This is a genomic window from Streptomyces sp. NPDC058872 (genome assembly GCF_042743065.1).
In the GTDB taxonomy this organism is placed as follows: domain Bacteria; phylum Actinomycetota; class Actinomycetes; order Streptomycetales; family Streptomycetaceae; genus Streptomyces.
On the sequence record NZ_JBHYMK010000013.1, the window covers coordinates 1 to 16212 of the forward strand.

A 16212-nucleotide genomic window follows, 5' to 3' on the forward strand; every position below is an offset into this window, starting at 1 on the left:
GGCCCCCGCCGAGCCCCCGGGGCCCGGGGCGGGGCGCGGGGGGGGGGGGGGGGCCCCCCCCCCGCCCGCCTCCCCCGGCTGCCGCGTGGAGGTGGCTGCGCCCCGGTCCGAGGAGGTCGTCGCCTCGTCACGTGTCGCTCGGTGTGGAACCCCTGTCGGACCGTCAGTCACACCTAGGCTCTGGTCATGAACCACCTCCCCCCACCTGGTGCACGACGGTCCCTCCTCCGCCGCCTGGTCCACGGTCAGGCGGTGCTCTCCGTGACGCTGATCCTCGCCGCTCCGCCCGTTCTGTCCGCCGAGCCGGCCCCATCCCCTCCGGATGCCGCGCCCCCTGGGCCGGCGCCCGGGGGTCCGCCCTCGGCACCCCCTTGGCTCCGCGCCGCCGGTGAGCCGCTCGTGGCCATCGCTCACCGGGGCGCCTCGTCCGCCGCTCCGGAGAACACCCTGGTCGCCGAAGAGGTCGCCCGGCGGGGTGGGGCCACGTGGATCGAGGACGATGTCCAACCCAGCAAGGACGGCGTGCCGTACGTCATGCACGACTCGACCGTCGACCGGACGACCGACGGCACGGGGGCGATCCGTTCCTTGACCTCCGCCGAACTGGACGCCCTGGACGCCGGCTCCTGGTTCGCCCCCTCCTACGCCGGTGCTCGCGTCCCGACACTGGCCGCCCAACTGGCGGACCTCCGGGAGCGCGGCGGCAACCTCCTCCTGGAGGTCAAGGGCGCCCACAGCGAGGAGGAGGTGGGCCGGATCGTGCGGGAGGTCCGGGCCGCGGACATGACCGACCGGGTCTTCGTCCAGAGCTTCGACGTCCCGTCGCTGCGGCACGTCCGCGCACTGGCGCCCGAGCTGCCGCTGGGTCTGCTGCGCGACGCGCCGGACGCCGATCCGGTCGCCGTCGCGAAGGACCTGCACCTGGCCTCGTACAACGTCTCGGACCGGGGTCTGTCCACCCGCCCGGAGCTGGTCGAAGAGCTGCACGCGGCGGGGGTCGCGGTGAACGTCTGGACGGTGGACGCTCCGACCCGTTGGAAGGCGCTGGACGAGCTCGGGGTCGACGGCGTCATCACCAACCGCCCGGCGGAGCTGATGGGCTGGATCTCGGCCCATGGGTCCTGAGGGGCGTCGAAGGCCCCTGCAGTTGCTCCAACAAGCGAGCCGCCGAGCCCCCGGACACAGGCTGATCACGCACGGACCGGCGGGAGCGACCCGGACCGGGAGGACGCACCGGCACGGTTCTGCACAGGGTGACCGACGGAGGCTTCCACGAGGTTTCGGGCGCGGACGTTCCCGGGGCTCTCGACGAGGCCGCCCGCCAGGGCGTACCCGCGTTCACGCTCTCCCCTGCGGTGAGGTGCCGCCGGGCGTGGGTGTCCGGGCGGCGGAGTCGGACGCGGGCGGGACGGCGTCGGTCATGCCGGCATCGTCACGCCGCCGGGCCGTGGCCACCAGGGCGCACCACGAGGACGCCGGAGGAGCCGGAATCGGCACCGGCACTGGTCGCGGTGGCGCGGTCGGTGCGGGTGTCGAAGTCGGCGACGGAGTCGGAGGAGGTGCCGGTGTCGGGATCCGGGTCGGCGGTGAACAGGCTGATGTTCAGGCGGGCCCCGGGGGAGGCGGTCAGGTCGGCGAGACAGGTGGTCAGCCGGCCCGGCCCCAGGACCGCGTGACGCACCGGGAGCTCTGAACCGTCGTAGAAGGGGATCGGCGCCGAGGCGCAGGCCCGGTAGAGCGGTCCGGCCACCGGGTCGCGGAGCACGTCGCGTTCGAGCCGGGCGAGGCCCGCGTTGTCGCGGCGCAGCGCCGCGACGTGCTTGAGGTGCGGCATCATCGCGGGGGCCCACTGGGTCTCCCAGTGGGTCAGCACCCGGGTCCGCGCCCCGGGGTCGAGCAGCATGTAGCGCATCATGTTGTCCGGGGCCCGGGCGCCCGGGAAGAGCCGGCGGAACCCGTCGTTGTGGGCGAGGACGTTCCACTCGGCGTCGTGGACGAACCCGACGGAGTCGCCGACCCGGTCGAGGATCCGCTGCCACACCGGGGACACCGACATGCCGGAGCTGCTGTGCAGGGGGTGCGGCGGCTGCTCCCGGCGGGTCAGCTGCCACAGGAACGCCCATTCCTGCTCGTCGAGGCGGAGGATCCGGGCGACGGCGGTGAGGAAGTCGGTGGCGGGGTGGGCGAGCTGGCCGTTCTCGAACCGGTTGTAGGTGCCCGCCGTCCGGTTCAACAGCAGGTCCATCTGCTCCTGGCTCAGCCCGGCGGCGCGGCGCCCGGGGCCGGGGCGACGCGCGGGGAAGCCGGCGGCAACGGGGTCGAGCGCGGCCCGGCGGCCCCGGAGGATCGTCCTCAGGCGGTCTCGGTCACCGGCCGGGAGTCGCATGCGGCAGCTTTCGTGGGTACGGCGCCCCGCAACCGTGCGGGGCGGGCCCGGGCATCCGGGACCGGTCCCATTATCTGCATGATCCGTCCCTGGAAAGCCGGAGGGCCGGGCGGAATACTCGGTACCGCGAACCACCGGCGCCCCGGGGTGAACGGGGGTGCCGGGGCCCCGGTGGTCGGCTCCGCCGCACCCCCACGCCGGGCGGACGCCCCCAGGGCCACCGCTCCTGCCGCCCCTGCCGTCAACGGCAGCAGACGGCAGCACTCGGGCGCCCCGACACGTCTCAGGCATCCTGGATCCGCCGGAACGGCTGCTCTGCCTCCAGCGTGAACGCCACGTCGTGCAGGGTTCGTTCGGCACCGGGCCGAGAACATCACGCCCACCGGCAGGTCTCCAGCGAGGAAGTCGTCGGTGAACCGCGGGTCGATGGCCGGGTGCACCGGTTCCACCGTGTGGCCGAGCCGTTCCAGGCTCTGCGCGGTCCCGTTGACCGCCGCCCGGGTGGCGGCGTCGGCGGTGACACCGTTCGGGGAGTCGAGCAGCAGACCGACCCCCAGCCGGCGCCCGGAGGGTCCCTCGACGAGGCCGACCGGCGGCAACTGCGGATTGCGCCAGTGGCGTTCGGCGACCGCCGGGAAGGCGGCGGTGTCCCGCACCGAGCGGGAGACGACGCCGTCCACCACCAGGTCGATCGGGAGCTGACGGCTCTGCGCGTTGCGGACGCCCCGGCCGCGGGTGGGCTTCAGTGCCACCAGGTCGCAGCACGCCGCCGGGACGCGGATCGAGTCGCCGCCGTTGGCGTGGGCGATCGGCACCGCACCGGCCGTCACGAGTGCGGCGCTGCCGCCGGACGAACCCCCGGCGGAGTGGCCGGTGTTCCACGGGTTGCGGACCGGCTCGGCGTGGCTGCCGGCGGCCGTCGGGTCGGCGGCGCGCACCTGGACGGCGTGCAGCCGGTCCGCGGCGGCCCGCACGCGCTCCGCCGCGTCCCGCGCGGCCTCGGCGGCGCCGATCTCGCCGCGTCGGATCGCCGCGGCGAGACCCACCGCGTCGTGCTCGCCGAGGGCGTCGTCCCGGAACGCGTGCACCCTCGTCGTTGCCTCGGGACGGGAAGTCGTCACCGCTGCCTCAGCCCCCGGTCGTGTGGAACGCACGTGGATGTGGCCGGCAGCATCATGGCGTACCAGCAAGTAACGTGCCGGGGAAACGGGACGCCCGGTCGGATGGCCGGGTCACCGGTCCGCACGACGGGCCGGACGGAAGGGACAACAGGGTCAGGACGGGCAGGAGGGCTTCGGTTTCGGCCGCCGGTGCGCCGCGGTGCCCTGCGTCCGGGCCAGACTGGGGTCATGGCAACTGTCAACGGCGCTCCGGCCACCGTCGCCCAGACCACGGCCCTCGCCCTCACCACCTACGGCCACTTCACCACCCTCCGGGTGGCGGACGGTGCGGTCCGGGGGCTCAGCCTGCACCTCGACCGGCTGGTGCGCGACTGCGCGGCGGTCTTCGGAACGCCCCTCGACCCGGAGCGGGTCCGGTCGTACGTCCGTGCGGCGGTGCCCCGCGGGCCGGAGCCGCAGAACGTCCGGGTCACCGTCTTCGACCCTGCGCTGGACATCGGCCGTCCGGCGGAGGGCGCGGAGCCACACGTGCTGGTCACCATGCGGCCGGCCGGCGCGCTGTTCCCGCCACCACTGCGGGTGGCGACCCGGCCGTACCGCCGCGACCTCCCGGAGGTGAAGCACGTCGCGCTGTTCGGCCAACTCGCGCTGCGTCGCGCGGCCCGCAGTGCGGGCTTCGACGACGTCCTGTTCACCGAGCCCGGGGGCACCGAGCCCGGGGGCACCGGGCCCGGGGGCACCGGGCCCGGGGGCACCGGGGCGCGCGGCGGCCTCCCGTCCGGCGCGGCGGACGGGCGGGGTCGGCCGGCGGGCCCGGCGGTGGGTGCCGCGCTGTCCGAGGGCTGCACCTGGAACGTGGGGTTCGTGGACGGCGACGGCCGGGTGGTGTGGCCGGAGGCCGAGGTGTTGCCCGGAGTGACCATGGAGCTGCTGCGGCGGGCCCGGCCGGGCTCCGTGGTGCGGCGGGTACACACGACCGGTCTCGGTGCGATGCGGGCGGTGTTCGCCACCAACGCCGCGATCGGGGTCCGCGCGGTGCGCGCCGTCGACGCGCTGACGTTCCCCGAGGACGATCCCGTCCTCGCCGAACTCCGTGCGGCCTACCGGGAGGTCACGCCGGAACCGCTGTGACCGGCGGGCCGGTCCCCGGGCCGCGGCGGCGCGGCTCCGGGGCCCCGCACGGGGGCGCGGGGAGCGGGCCGACCGGATCGGTACGGAGGACGCGCGGGTGCCGCGGGCTACGCGGGGGCCGTGAGCTCCGGATGGCCGTCGAGCAGCCGGGGCGGGGCGGTCTGCCGCCAGGAGTCGACCACGATCGCCCGGAGCTCCGCCGCGTCGTCGACGGCGGCGAGCCGCACCCGGACCCAGGCGAACGACGCCTCGTGTCCGGCGATCCAGAACTTCTCCGGCTCCGCGAGGACCAGCTCGTCGCGCTCCTCCTTCGGGCAGCGGACGGCCATCGAGGTCTCGTCGTCCGGGAGGGTCAGGAACATCTTCCCGGCGACCCGGAAGGTCGGCATGGACCACGCCTCCTTCTCGATGGTCTCCGGCAGGGCGAGCGCGAGCGCGCGGACTTCGTCGGAAGTGCTCATGCGGCCGACCCTACGGCGGTCCACCGACATCGGGCCCGGCGGTCCCGGACGTCCGCCGCGCCCGCCGGCCCGCGCCCCACCCCGTCACGCGCGGGGCAACGGTCTCCGCAACTCAAAGGCAACTGCATGGGGCATCGAAGGCCCCCGTCGCCCGGGCGAAGGGCCCCGTCGTCCGGACGGGCGCCACCGATCAGGTCGTCTTCGCCGCTTCGACGAGCAGGTCGGGGTTGACGACCCGCAGGATCGTCACGATGTCGTCGGGGTCGGCCGCCGGCCAGAGGATCTCGCGGGCGGCACGGTACTTGGCGGCGAGCCGTTCCCGTTGGGCGGGCGGCAGTCCTGCGGCCCGGTCGGTGCGGCTGTTGTGCGCGTTGTCGGCGATCTTCACCAGGGTGGCCCCGGGGTCCTCCGCGATCCGGTGGAGCCCTTCCTCGTAGGTCGTGTCCGGCCGGTGGGTGACGGCCTCGACGAGGGCGACGACCTCGTCGGGCACCCCGGCGGCACGCAGTCCCTCCGCCGTCCAGTCGGTGTCCTCGATGACGTCGTGCAACAGACCGGCCATGGCCAGGTGGGGGCGGCCCAGCGCCTCCAGGCCCGCGGCGACCGCACGGACGTGTGCGACGTAGGGGGCACCGGTCTTGTCCACCTGACCGGCGTGCGCGCGGTCGGCCAGGGCGTCCACTGAGGCGAGCGTCTTCATGGAGCCATGATGGCCCCCGCGGTCAGGTCCGCGCACCGTCCACGGGGGCGGGGCCGCGCCTAGTGGGGCTTCTCCGCGGCTCGGAGCTCGCTTTCGCCTTCGGTGTCCAAGTGCGGCAGGATCCGGTCCAGCCAGCCCGGCATCCACCAGGCGTGACGGCCGAGCAGGGTCATCACGGCGGGCACCAGCAGCAGGCGCACCACGGTGGCGTCGATGAGGACGCTGGCGGCGAGGCCGAGGCCGAGCATCTTGACGACGATGTTGTCCGAGATGATGAAGGCGGCGAAGACGCTGACCATGATCAGTGCGGCGCAGCTGATGACCCGGGCGGTGATCTCCAGGGCGTGCGCCACGCTGCCCTTGGGGTCGCCGGTGCGCAGCCAGGCCTCGCGGACCCGGGACAGCAGGAAGATCTCGTAGTCCATGCTCAGCCCGAAGACGATGGCGAACATCATCATCGGCACGTAGCTCTCGATGGGCACCTTGCCGGAGACCCCGAGGGCGGGTCCGCCCCAGCCCCACTGGAAGACCGCCACGAGCACTCCGTACGAGGCGGCGATGGAGAGCACGTTGAGCACGGCCGCCTTCACCGCGACCAGGAGGCCGCGGAAGACGACGAGGATGACGAGGAAGGCGAGGCCCACCACGACGGCGATGATCAGCGGGAGTCGGCTGGAGACGATGTCGAGGAAGTCGACCTGGGCCGCCGTGGTGCCGGTGACGTAGGTCTGGGCGTCGGTGCCGGTCACGGCCTGCGGGAGGACCTCGTCGACCAGGTGGTTGGTCAGCTCGGTCGTCTTCTCGTCCTGCGGGGAGGCCACCGAGTAGGCGGTGCCGATGAGCACGTCTCCGTCGGGGGTGGTCTGGAGCGGGGTGATGTAGGCGGCGTCGGGGACCTTGGCCAGTGCCTGTTGGAGTGCGGTGCCGAGTGCGGCCCGGTCGGCGTCGGGGACCGCCGTCTGGTCCACGACGAGGGTGAGCGGCCCGTTCGCGCCGGGACCGAAGGCCTCGGAGATCAGGTCGTACGCCCTCCGGTCGGTGAAGGACTCGGGGTCGGCGCCGTCTCCGATGTGGCCGAGTTGGATGAAGAGCAGGGGGAACGCCAGCACCAGGAGGATGAGGACGCCGCCGGTCAGGAACCACCAGGGGCGTCGTTCGACGCGCTGGGCGTACCGGTGCCAGGTGCCGTGTGCGGGCTCTCCCGGCTTCGCGTCGGTCTCGGCCACGGGCTTGCGCAGGTGGTAGCGGTCGATGCGGCGGCCGACGAGTCCGAGCATGGCCGGGCCGAGGGTGAGCGCGGCGAGTACGGCGGTGACCACCGTGAAGGCGGCGGCGAGGCCGAGTTTGCCGATGAAGGTGATTCCGGAGACCCACAGCCCGGAGAGGGCGATGATGACGGTGCATCCGGAGACGAGGACGGCACGGCCGCTGGTGGCGGTCGCGAAGCCGGCCGCTTCGGCGGGATCGTGGCCGTTCATGAGGTTCTGGCGGTGCCGGGTGATGAGGAACAGGGCGTAGTCGATGCCGACGCCCAGGCCGATCATGGTGGCCAGGGTGGGTGAGACGGTGCTGAAGGTGAAGCCGGCGGCCACCAGGCCGAGGATGCCGAGTCCGCAGATCGCGCCGAGGAGTGCGGTGATCAGGGGGAGGACGGCGCCGATGACGCTGCCGAAGCCGACGAGGAGGACCAGGATCGCGACGGCGAAGCCGATGGCTTCACTGCTGCGGTCATCGGCCTGGGGGCGGGCGAGCTCTCCGAGGGTTCCGCCGTACTCGACGGTGACGCCGGCGTCCCGGAGCGGCTGTACCGCGGTGTCGACGCCGTTGAGGTAGTCGCTGCCGAGGGTAGAGGGCGGCACGCTGAAGCGGACGGTGATGTACGCGGTCTTCCCGTCGGTGGAGAGCGGGCCGGTGTTGGGCGTCCCGGCCGGGAGCGCGGGCGGGGTGGTACCGGGCGGCGGGAGGGGGTTCTGGGCGCTGAGGACGTCGGGCAGCTTCTGCAGGTTGGCGACGGTGGAGTTGACCGCGGAGGCCTCTTGGGTCAGGGGACCGGAAGGGCGGTTGAGGACGATCTGGGCCCCGTATCCACCGACGGCGGGGTCGTGTGTCTTCAGGACGTCGAGCCCTTCGGCCGACTGTACGCCGGGGAGGACGAAGTCGTCGGAGAACTGCCCCCCGACGGCACGGTCGGCGATCTGGAGTCCCGCGACGGCCGCCAGCCACAGGGCGATGACGACGACGAAGTGGCGGGCGCACCAGTGGCCGAGTCGGTGGAGGACGCCTCCGGCGGGTACGGACCGGCCCGAGGCCGGGCTTCCTGCGTTCATGGCGTTCGTGTCCGGGTAGGGAGGTCCCCGAGCTGTTGCGGCACCGACGTCGTGCGGGCCGGTCCCATCCATTCTTCGCCCGGCCCGGTGCTCCGGCATCTCGACCCGTCGGCCGGGCCGGGTCTCAGACCGGCAGGTGGGAAGCGCGGCGTGCCGCGGCGAGGAGAGCCCTGATGCGGGGGCCGGCCTGGTCGATGCGGGTGAGGGGGGCGGCGAAGGGCAGCCGGACGTCCTGGTGGTGCCCGGTGCGGTGTTCGAGGCGCAGGGTGATTCCGTACCGGTCGAGGGCGAGGGGCAGGACGCGGACGGTGTCCCGGGCGGGGCGCGGTCGGACGAGGCGCAGCAGCAGCGGGACGAGTTCGGCGTGCCGGTCGGCCAGATGGGTGAGCGCGCCCGCCTCGTGGAGGGCCAGGGGGTCGGGCTCCGCGCCCCGGATCTCTTCGAGGCCGATGAACACCCGGCCTTCGTCGTCTTCGAGGAGTGCTTGGCCGAACTCCATGCAGATGCTGGTGGCGGCCTCCTCGACGTACGGGGCGGAGAGCAGGCCCGTCAGGGTGACGCGGGCGCGCAGGCGTTGGCGCACCGGGGCGGGGGCGATGTCGGTGAGTTCCAGGCGGACGGGGATGCGCGCGGTTCCTGCGCCGGGGCAGTCCTCCGCGGGGTCGTGGAGGTGGATGTGCCCCATCGGTCCGATGGCGTCCGGGCGGTGCGCCTCGCGCCGGAGTCCGTCGGTGACGACGGTCATGGAGCGGGCCGCGGTCAGGATCGAGAGGACGCGTTCGGCGGGGGTGGGCCGTGGGGCCCGGATCGTGCAGGGTCGCATGCGGGTGCTCCCGGGAGGACGAGGAAGAAACCAAGGTAAACTTAGGTAAGCCTAACCTATCTCGTTCGGGCGAAGAGAAGAAGGTCACAGTCGTACGCCCTCCTGCTCCTTTGTTGATCTCACCTAGCATCCGAGCATGACGGTCCTCCCTGACGACGGGCTTTCCCTGGCGTCCGAATTCCCAGACGCGCCACACGAACAGTGGCAACACCTCGTGGCAGGTGTCCTGCGCAAGTCGGGCAAGGAGGTCTCCGGCGACGCCGCCGAGGACGCCCTGTCCACCGTGCTGGAGGACGACCTCACCACGCGCCCGCTCTACACCGCGCGCGACGCCGCCCCCGCGGCCGGGCTCCCCGGCTTCGCCCCCTTCGTGCGGGGCGGACGGGCCGAGGGCAACACGGCCTCCGGCTGGGACGTGCGCCAGCGCCATGTCGCCCCCGACGGCGAGGCGGTCCTCTCCGACCTGGAGAACGGCGTCACCTCCCTCTGGCTGGGCGTCGGCGGCACCGGCATCCCGGTCTCCGCACTGGGCACCGTCCTCGACGGCGTCTACCTCGACCTCGCCCCCGTCGCCCTCGACGCCGGCGAGGAAACGGAGGCAGCCGCCGAACGACTCTTCCAGCTGTACGAGGAGCGGGGCGTCGCCGCCGATGCGGCCCGGGGCAACCTGGGTGCGGACCCGCTGGGCCACGAGGCCCGCACCGGCCGACCTTCCTACGACCTCGCGTCCGTCACCGGTCTCGCGCGCCGCTGCGCCGACCGCCACCCGGGGCTGCGGGCGCTGACCGTGGACGTCCTGCCGTACCACGAGGCCGGCGGCTCGGCCGCGCAGGAGCTGGGCTGCTCGCTCGCCACCGGCGTCGCCTACCTGCGCGGTCTGACCGGGGCCGGACTGTCCGTCGCGGAGGCGTGCGGACAGTTGGAGTTCCGCTACGCGGCCACCGCCGACCAGTTCCTGACGATCGCCAAGCTGCGCGCCGCGCGCCGCCTCTGGGCACGGGTGGCCGAGGCCTGCGGCGCCCCCGAAGCGGGCGCACAGCGCCAGCACGCCGTGACCTCGCCGGTGATGATGACGCGCCGCGACCCCTGGGTGAACATGCTGCGCACGACGGTGGCGACGCTCGCCGCCGGAGTGGGCGGCGCCGACAGCGTCACCGTGCTCCCCTTCGACGAGGCGCTCGGCCTGCCCGATGCCTTCGCGCGCCGGATCGCCCGCAACACCTCCACCATCCTCATCGAAGAATCCCATCTGTCCCGGGTGATCGACCCGGCCGGCGGTTCCTGGTACGTGGAACGCCTCACGGACGAACTCGCCCACGCCGCCTGGCAGTTCTTCCAGGAAATCGAGCACGCCGGGGGCCAGGAGGCGGCGCTCCGCTCCGGCCTCGTCGGCGAGCGGCTCGCCGCGACCTGGTCCGCGCGCAGCGCCAAGCTCGCCACCCGCCGCGAACCGATCACCGGCGTCAGCGAGTTCCCGCACCTCGCCGAGAAGCCCGTCGACCGGGCGCCCGCCCCCGAGCCGCCCGCCGGAGGACTCCCCCGCGTCCGCCGGGACGAGGCGTACGAGGCACTGCGCGCCCGCTCCGACGCCCACCTCGCGGCGACCGGCGCCCGCCCCCGCGTCTACCTGGCCACGCTCGGCCCGGCGGCGGCGCACTCGGCCCGGCTCGCCTTCGCCACCAACCTCTTCCAGGCCGGCGGCATCGAGGCCGTCGCCGAGGGCACCTTCGAGGAGAGCGGCGCCAGCGAGGCCTGTCTCTGCTCCAGCGACGCGCTCTACGCGGAGGGGGCGGAGGCCGCCGCGGCCGAGCTGCGGGCAGCCGGGGCCGAGCACGTCCTCCTCGCCGGGCGCCCCGGGGCGTACTCCGGCGTCGACACCTACGTCTTCGCCGGTTGCGACGCCGTCGCCCTGCTCTCCACCGCCCTCGACCGCATGGGAGTGTCCTGATGTCCATCCCCGACTTCTCCGGGATCGAGCTCGGGACGCCGACCGCCGGCGGCGGACCCGAGGAGTGGCGCTCGGCCGTCAAGAAGGCCGCGGGCGGTGACGACCTGCTGTGGGAAACCCCGGAGGGCATCGCCGTCAAGCCGCTCTACACCGGGCAGGACCTGGAGGGCCTGGACTTCCTCGCCACCTTCCCGGGCATCGCCCCGTACCTGCGCGGCCCGTACCCGACGATGTACGTCAACCAGCCCTGGACGATCCGTCAGTACGCGGGCTTCTCCACGGCCGAGGAGTCGAACGCCTTCTACCGGCGCAACCTCGCAGCCGGCCAGAAGGGCCTGTCGGTCGCCTTCGACCTGCCGACGCACCGCGGTTACGACAGTGACCACCCGCGCGTCACCGGCGACGTCGGCATGGCGGGCGTGGCCATCGACTCGATCTACGACATGCGCCAGTTGTTCGACGGCATCCCGCTGGACAAGATGACGGTGTCGATGACGATGAACGGCGCCGTCCTCCCGGTCCTCGCGCTGTACATCGTGGCCGCCGAAGAACAGGGCGTGCCGCCCGAGAAGCTGGCCGGGACCATCCAGAACGACATCCTCAAGGAGTTCATGGTCCGCAACACCTACATCTATCCGCCGGGGCCCTCGATGCGGATCATCTCCGACATCTTCGCCTACACCTCGCAGCGGATGCCGCGCTACAACTCCATCTCCATCTCGGGCTACCACATCCAGGAGGCGGGCGCGACGGCCGACCTGGAGCTGGCGTACACGCTCGCCGACGGCGTCGAGTACATCCGCGCCGGTCGGGCGGCCGGGCTCGACGTGGACGCCTTCGCCCCGCGGCTGTCGTTCTTCTGGGCGATCGGCATGAACTTCTTCATGGAGATCGCCAAACTGCGCGCGGCCCGGCTCCTCTGGGCCAAGCTGGTCCGGCAGTTCGATCCGCAGAACGCCAAGTCGCTCTCCCTGCGGACCCATTCGCAGACCTCCGGTTGGTCGCTGACCGCACAGGACGTCTTCAACAACGTCACGCGGACCTGCGTGGAGGCCATGGCGGCGACCCAGGGCCACACCCAGTCGCTGCACACCAACGCCCTCGACGAGGCCCTCGCGCTGCCGACGGACTTCTCCGCCCGGATCGCCCGCAACACCCAGCTGCTCATCCAGCAGGAGTCGGGCACCTGTCGGACCATCGACCCGTGGGGCGGAAGCGCCTACGTCGAGAGGCTCACCCACGACCTGGCCCGCCGCGCCTGGCAGCACATCCAGGAGGTCGAGCAGGCCGGCGGCATGGCCAAGGCGATCGACGCCGGCATCCCCAAGCTGCGCGTGGAGGAGGCCGCGGCCCGCACCCAGGCACGGATCGACTCCGGACGCCAGCCGGTGATCGGCGTGAACAAGTACCGGGTCTCCTCCGACGAGCAGATCGACGTCCTCAAGGTCGACAACTCCTCCGTCCGCGCGCAGCAGATCGCCAAGTTGCGGCGGCTGCGCGAGGAACGCGACGAGACCGCCTGCCGGGACGCGCTCGACGCCCTCACCCGGGCCGCCGGCGGCGACGGCAACCTCTTGGAGCTCGCCGTGCGCGCCGCCCGGGCGAAGGCCACCGTCGGCGAGATCTCGGACGCCCTGGAGAAGGTCTACGGACGGCACGCCGGCCAGATCCGTACGATCTCCGGTGTGTACCGCAACGAAGCCGGCGAGTCCCCGTCCGTCGAGCGCACCCGGAGCCTGGTCGACGCCTTCGGCGAGGCCGAGGGGCGCCGACCGCGCATCCTGGTCGCCAAGATGGGTCAGGACGGGCACGACCGCGGACAGAAGGTGATCGCCACCGCCTTCGCCGACCTGGGCTTCGACGTGGACGTCGGCCCGCTGTTCCAGACCCCCGCCGAGGTGGCCCGCCAGGCCGTCGAGGCCGACGTGCACATCGTCGGGGTCTCCTCGCTCGCCGCGGGGCACCTCACCCTCGTGCCGGCGCTCCGCGAGGAGCTGGCGGCGGAGGGCCGCGAGGACATCATGATCGTGGTCGGCGGCGTCATTCCGCCGCAGGACGTGGCGACGCTCCTGGAGATGGGGGCGGCAGCCGTGTTCCCGCCGGGGACGGTGATCCCGGACGCTGCCCACGACCTGGTGACACGGCTCGCGACGGACCTCGGGCACGACCTGTGATCGGTCTCGACGCCTATGTGAAGGGCGTGCTCGACGGGAAGCGTGCGGTGATCGCGCGGGCGATCACCCTCGTCGAGTCGACCCGCCCCCAGCACCGGGTGCTCGCGCAGGAGCTCCTCACCGAGCTCCTGCCGCGCAGCGGGAAGGCCGTGCGGATCGGGATCAGCGGGGTGCCCGGCGTCGGCAAGTCGACCTTCATCGACGCGTTCGGGACGATGTTGACCGGGCTCGGCCACCGGGTGGCCGTGCTCGCCGTCGACCCCTCGTCGACCCGTACGGGCGGCTCGATCCTCGGCGACAAGACCCGGATGGAGCGGCTGGCCGTCGACCCGGCGGCCTTCGTCCGCCCCTCCCCCAGCGCCGGCACCCTGGGCGGGGTCGCCAAGGCGACCCGTGAATCGATGGTCGTCCTGGAGGCCGCCGGCTACGACGTGGTGCTGGTGGAGACGGTGGGCGTGGGCCAGTCGGAAACCGCCGTGGCCGACATGGTCGACTCCTTCCTGCTGCTCACCCTGGCCCGTACGGGCGATCAGCTCCAGGGCATCAAGAAGGGCGTCCTGGAACTGGCCGACGTGGTCGCCGTGAACAAGGCGGACGGCCCGCACGAGCGCGATGCCCGCGCCGCCGCGCGCGAGCTGGCGGGTGCGCTGCGCCTGATGCACGGCGCCGAGGCGTTCTGGACGCCACCGGTCCTCAGCTGCAGCGCACGGGAGTCGGCGGGGCTGGACGAGGTCTGGGGCCGGTTGCAACAGCACCGCACCCTGCTCGACTCGACCGGCCGTCTGACGGCCAAGCGGCAGGACCAGCAGGTCGACTGGACCTGGACGATGGTGCGCGACGAGTTGCTGCGTCGGCTGCACGGCGACCCGGCGGTGCGGGACCTGGCTCCCGTCCTGGAGCAGCAGGTCAGGGACGGTCGGTTGACGGCGACCCTGGCCGCCGAGCACCTCTTGGAGGCCTTCGGGGAGCGCCGGGACTGAACCGGCGGTACGGACGTCTGGGCGGGCCCCGCCCCTCAGGCGTCCTTTTCCATGCCCGGGCGCAGCCGGGCGAGCAGGGCGTACAGGGTCGCCCCGTCCTCCGCGCCGAGGGTGTCCAGCGCACCGTGGGTCGTCTGCATCTCCTCGCGGACCCGTCGGATGACTTCCCGGCCCTCGTCCGTCGCCACCACGTTCTTGACGCGCCGGTCGGAGGCGTCGGGCTCGCGGCGCACCAGGCCGCGTCCCTCCAGGCGGTCCACGATCCCGGTGACGTTGGAGGCGTCGCAGACCAGCAGGGTGGCGAGCGCGCGCATCGGCAGGGGGCCGTTCAGCTGGGCGAGGACCTTGGCCTGGGTGGACGTGAGCCCGTGGTGGGCCGCGGCCGCGGCGAAGTCGCGCCACTGGGCCGTGCCGATGGCGGCGAGGAGCTCCAGCAGCTGGAGCTTGGTGGGCGTCTCGGGGGTCGTCGCGCTCATAGGTCGACCCTACTCAGGATCCTTGACATTATCAATTGTTTACTTAAGGGCCTCAAGTATTTACTTGACCACCTCAACCTTCCCGGCCTAACGTCATCGCATTACTTGATGACATCAAACATCCACGCCGTGAAGCACTGAGAAGGCATCCACCCATGAGTCACGAGAATCCCCCGTCCACGGTCGATCCCCGGCGCGAGACGCTCGTCGTCTTCGCCCTGAGCCTCGCCGCCATGGTCGTGTCGATGATGCAGACCCTGCCGGTCCCGATCCTCGGCCTCATCCGCGCCGACCTGGGCACGACGACCGCGAACGTGAGCTGGGTGACCACCGCCACGCTGCTCTCCGCCGCCGTCTTCACCCCGCTGCTCGGCCGCTTCGGTGACCAGCACGGCAAGAAGCCCACCCTGGTCGCCGTCCTCGGCGTCATGGTCGCCGGCTCGATCGTCGCGGCCCTGGCGACCTCGCTCCCCCTGCTGATCCTGGGCCGGGTCCTCCAGGGCGCCGCCACCGCGATCTTCCCGCTGGCGCTCTCCGTGCTGCGCGAGGAGGTCCGTCCGCAGAAGCTGCCCGGCGCGATGTCCCTCGTCAGCGGCACCCTGGCCTTCGGCAGCGGCCTCGCACTCGTCGCCACGGGCCTGCTCACCTCCGGCTCCGACGCCGACTACCGCAGCGCCTTCTGGATGGCCACCGGCTTCGCCGCGCTCGCCCTGCTCGCCGTCGTCCTCCTGGTCCCCGCGACCCGTCTGAAGACCGGCGGTCGAACCGACCTCCTCGGCGCGCTGACGCTCGGCATCACCCTGCTGCTGCTCCTGCTTCCGATCTCGCAGGGCCACGAGTGGGGCTGGACCTCCGGCCGCACCCTGGGCAGCTTCGCGGGTGCGGCCGTCATGGCCGTCGTCTGGGTGTTCACCGAGCTGAAGGTCCGCGAGCCCCTCGTCGACATGCGGATGTTCGTGCACCGCCCGGTCCTCATGGCCAATGCGGCCGGTGTCCTCGTCGGCTTCGGCATGTTCGCGAACTTCCTCGGGGTCTCCTACCTCGTCCAGATGCCCGAGGCCCTCACCGGCTACGGCTTCGGCGCGTCCGTCCTCCGGGCCTCCGTGGAGTTCCTGCTGCCCGGCGCGATCGTCTCCCTGCTCGCCTCCCCCATCGGCGGCCTGATCGTCCGGCACCGCGGCCCGCGCACGGCACTCGCCCTGGCCGCCGGCCTCGGCGCCGTCGGCTTCGGCTGGCTCGCCCTCGACCACGGCCACACCGCATCGGTGATCGGCGCCGGGGTGATCGTCGGCGCGGCCGTCAGCTTCGGGTACGCGGCCATGCCCGCCGTCATCATGGCGAGCGTCCCGCACCACCAGAGCGGCATCGCCAACGGCATCAACTCCATCTCCCGCTCCACCGGCAGTGCGATCGGCAGCGCCGTCGTCACCACGATCCTGGCCTCGCGGACGATCGAGCACCTGCCCGCCGGGGTCCCCGCCCTGCCCGCCGAATCCGGCTTCACCCTCACCTTCTGGGTCGGCGCCACCGCCTTCGCCCTGGTCGCCGTCATCGCCCGCTTCGGTCTGCGGGCCGCTCGGGCACCCCGCGTCGAGGCGGTGGCCGCACCGGCCGTCGAGAACGAGAAGGCGACCGCTCCGGCCGCATGATCCGAGGGGCGGGGCCCGTCGGGAGACGGACCCCGC

At 72.9% G+C, this 16212-nt stretch carries 13 protein-coding genes; 6 read left to right on the plus strand and 7 right to left on the minus strand.

Annotated elements, in window-relative coordinates:
• Positions 1-399: 399 nt before the first annotated feature.
• On the plus strand, positions 400-1125 hold the full coding sequence (locus ACFW22_RS10610) for a glycerophosphodiester phosphodiesterase (RefSeq protein WP_386401400.1): 726 nt from the start codon (positions 400-402) through the stop codon (positions 1123-1125).
• A gap of 307 nt (positions 1126-1432) precedes the next feature.
• Here ACFW22_RS10610 and ACFW22_RS10615 read toward each other — a convergent pair whose 3' ends face one another.
• Positions 1433-2386 carry a helix-turn-helix transcriptional regulator gene (locus tag ACFW22_RS10615; RefSeq protein ID WP_386401402.1) on the minus strand — a complete coding sequence of 318 codons (954 nt, stop codon included), beginning with the start codon at positions 2384-2386 and terminating at the stop codon, positions 1433-1435.
• A complete protein-coding gene (locus ACFW22_RS10620) occupies positions 2353-3507 on the minus strand; it encodes an amidase family protein (RefSeq protein ID WP_386401404.1) in 1155 nt (384 codons plus the stop codon). The genes ACFW22_RS10615 and ACFW22_RS10620 overlap by 34 nt, the downstream gene beginning before the upstream one ends.
• A gap of 228 nt (positions 3508-3735) precedes the next feature.
• On the opposite strand from ACFW22_RS10620, the gene ACFW22_RS10625 reads away from it, so the two are divergent.
• Positions 3736-4638 (plus strand): aminotransferase class IV, encoded by a 903-nt coding sequence (locus ACFW22_RS10625; protein ID WP_386401406.1) that lies wholly within the window; start codon positions 3736-3738, stop codon positions 4636-4638.
• A gap of 107 nt (positions 4639-4745) precedes the next feature.
• On the opposite strand, the gene ACFW22_RS10630 is transcribed toward ACFW22_RS10625, so the two are convergent.
• From ACFW22_RS10630 to ACFW22_RS10645, 4 genes are all read right to left on the minus strand, one after another.
• A complete protein-coding gene (locus ACFW22_RS10630; RefSeq protein WP_386401407.1) occupies positions 4746-5099 on the minus strand; it encodes an MmcQ/YjbR family DNA-binding protein in 354 nt (117 codons plus the stop codon).
• A 190-nt stretch (positions 5100-5289) separates the two neighbouring features.
• Complete coding sequence (locus ACFW22_RS10635; RefSeq protein WP_386401409.1) at positions 5290-5799, minus strand: HD domain-containing protein; 510 nt, start codon at positions 5797-5799, stop codon at positions 5290-5292.
• A gap of 59 nt (positions 5800-5858) precedes the next feature.
• Positions 5859-8126: an MMPL family transporter gene (locus ACFW22_RS10640; RefSeq protein ID WP_386401411.1), complete on the minus strand. Its 2268-nt coding sequence runs from the start codon at positions 8124-8126 to the stop codon at positions 5859-5861.
• Between the two features lie 124 nt (positions 8127-8250).
• Positions 8251-8949 carry a DUF2470 domain-containing protein gene (locus tag ACFW22_RS10645; protein WP_386401413.1) on the minus strand — a complete coding sequence of 233 codons (699 nt, stop codon included), beginning with the start codon at positions 8947-8949 and terminating at the stop codon, positions 8251-8253.
• Between the two features lie 136 nt (positions 8950-9085).
• On the opposite strand from ACFW22_RS10645, the gene ACFW22_RS10650 reads away from it, so the two are divergent.
• From ACFW22_RS10650 to meaB, 3 genes are read left to right on the plus strand one after another with little or no spacing between them, the layout of a single operon-like run.
• Positions 9086-10897: a methylmalonyl-CoA mutase family protein gene (locus ACFW22_RS10650; RefSeq protein ID WP_386401415.1), complete on the plus strand. Its 1812-nt coding sequence runs from the start codon at positions 9086-9088 to the stop codon at positions 10895-10897.
• On the plus strand, positions 10897-13071 hold the full coding sequence (gene scpA / locus ACFW22_RS10655) for a methylmalonyl-CoA mutase (protein ID WP_386401417.1): 2175 nt from the start codon (positions 10897-10899) through the stop codon (positions 13069-13071). The genes ACFW22_RS10650 and scpA overlap by 1 nt, the downstream gene beginning before the upstream one ends.
• Positions 13068-14051, plus strand: a complete 984-nt coding sequence (gene meaB, locus ACFW22_RS10660; RefSeq protein WP_386401419.1) for a methylmalonyl Co-A mutase-associated GTPase MeaB — start codon at positions 13068-13070, stop codon at positions 14049-14051. The genes scpA and meaB overlap by 4 nt, the downstream gene beginning before the upstream one ends.
• A 35-nt stretch (positions 14052-14086) precedes the next feature.
• Here the strand turns inward: meaB and ACFW22_RS10665 are convergent, their stop codons facing one another.
• The gene (locus tag ACFW22_RS10665) at positions 14087-14527 is read right to left on the minus strand and encodes a MarR family winged helix-turn-helix transcriptional regulator (protein ID WP_386401421.1); all 441 of its coding nucleotides are present in this window, start codon (positions 14525-14527) and stop codon (positions 14087-14089) included.
• A gap of 155 nt (positions 14528-14682) precedes the next feature.
• Here ACFW22_RS10665 and ACFW22_RS10670 point away from each other — a divergent pair, with 155 nt between their 5' ends.
• The gene (locus ACFW22_RS10670; RefSeq protein ID WP_386401423.1) at positions 14683-16176 is read left to right on the plus strand and encodes an MFS transporter; all 1494 of its coding nucleotides are present in this window, start codon (positions 14683-14685) and stop codon (positions 16174-16176) included.
• Positions 16177-16212 lie beyond the last annotated feature (36 nt).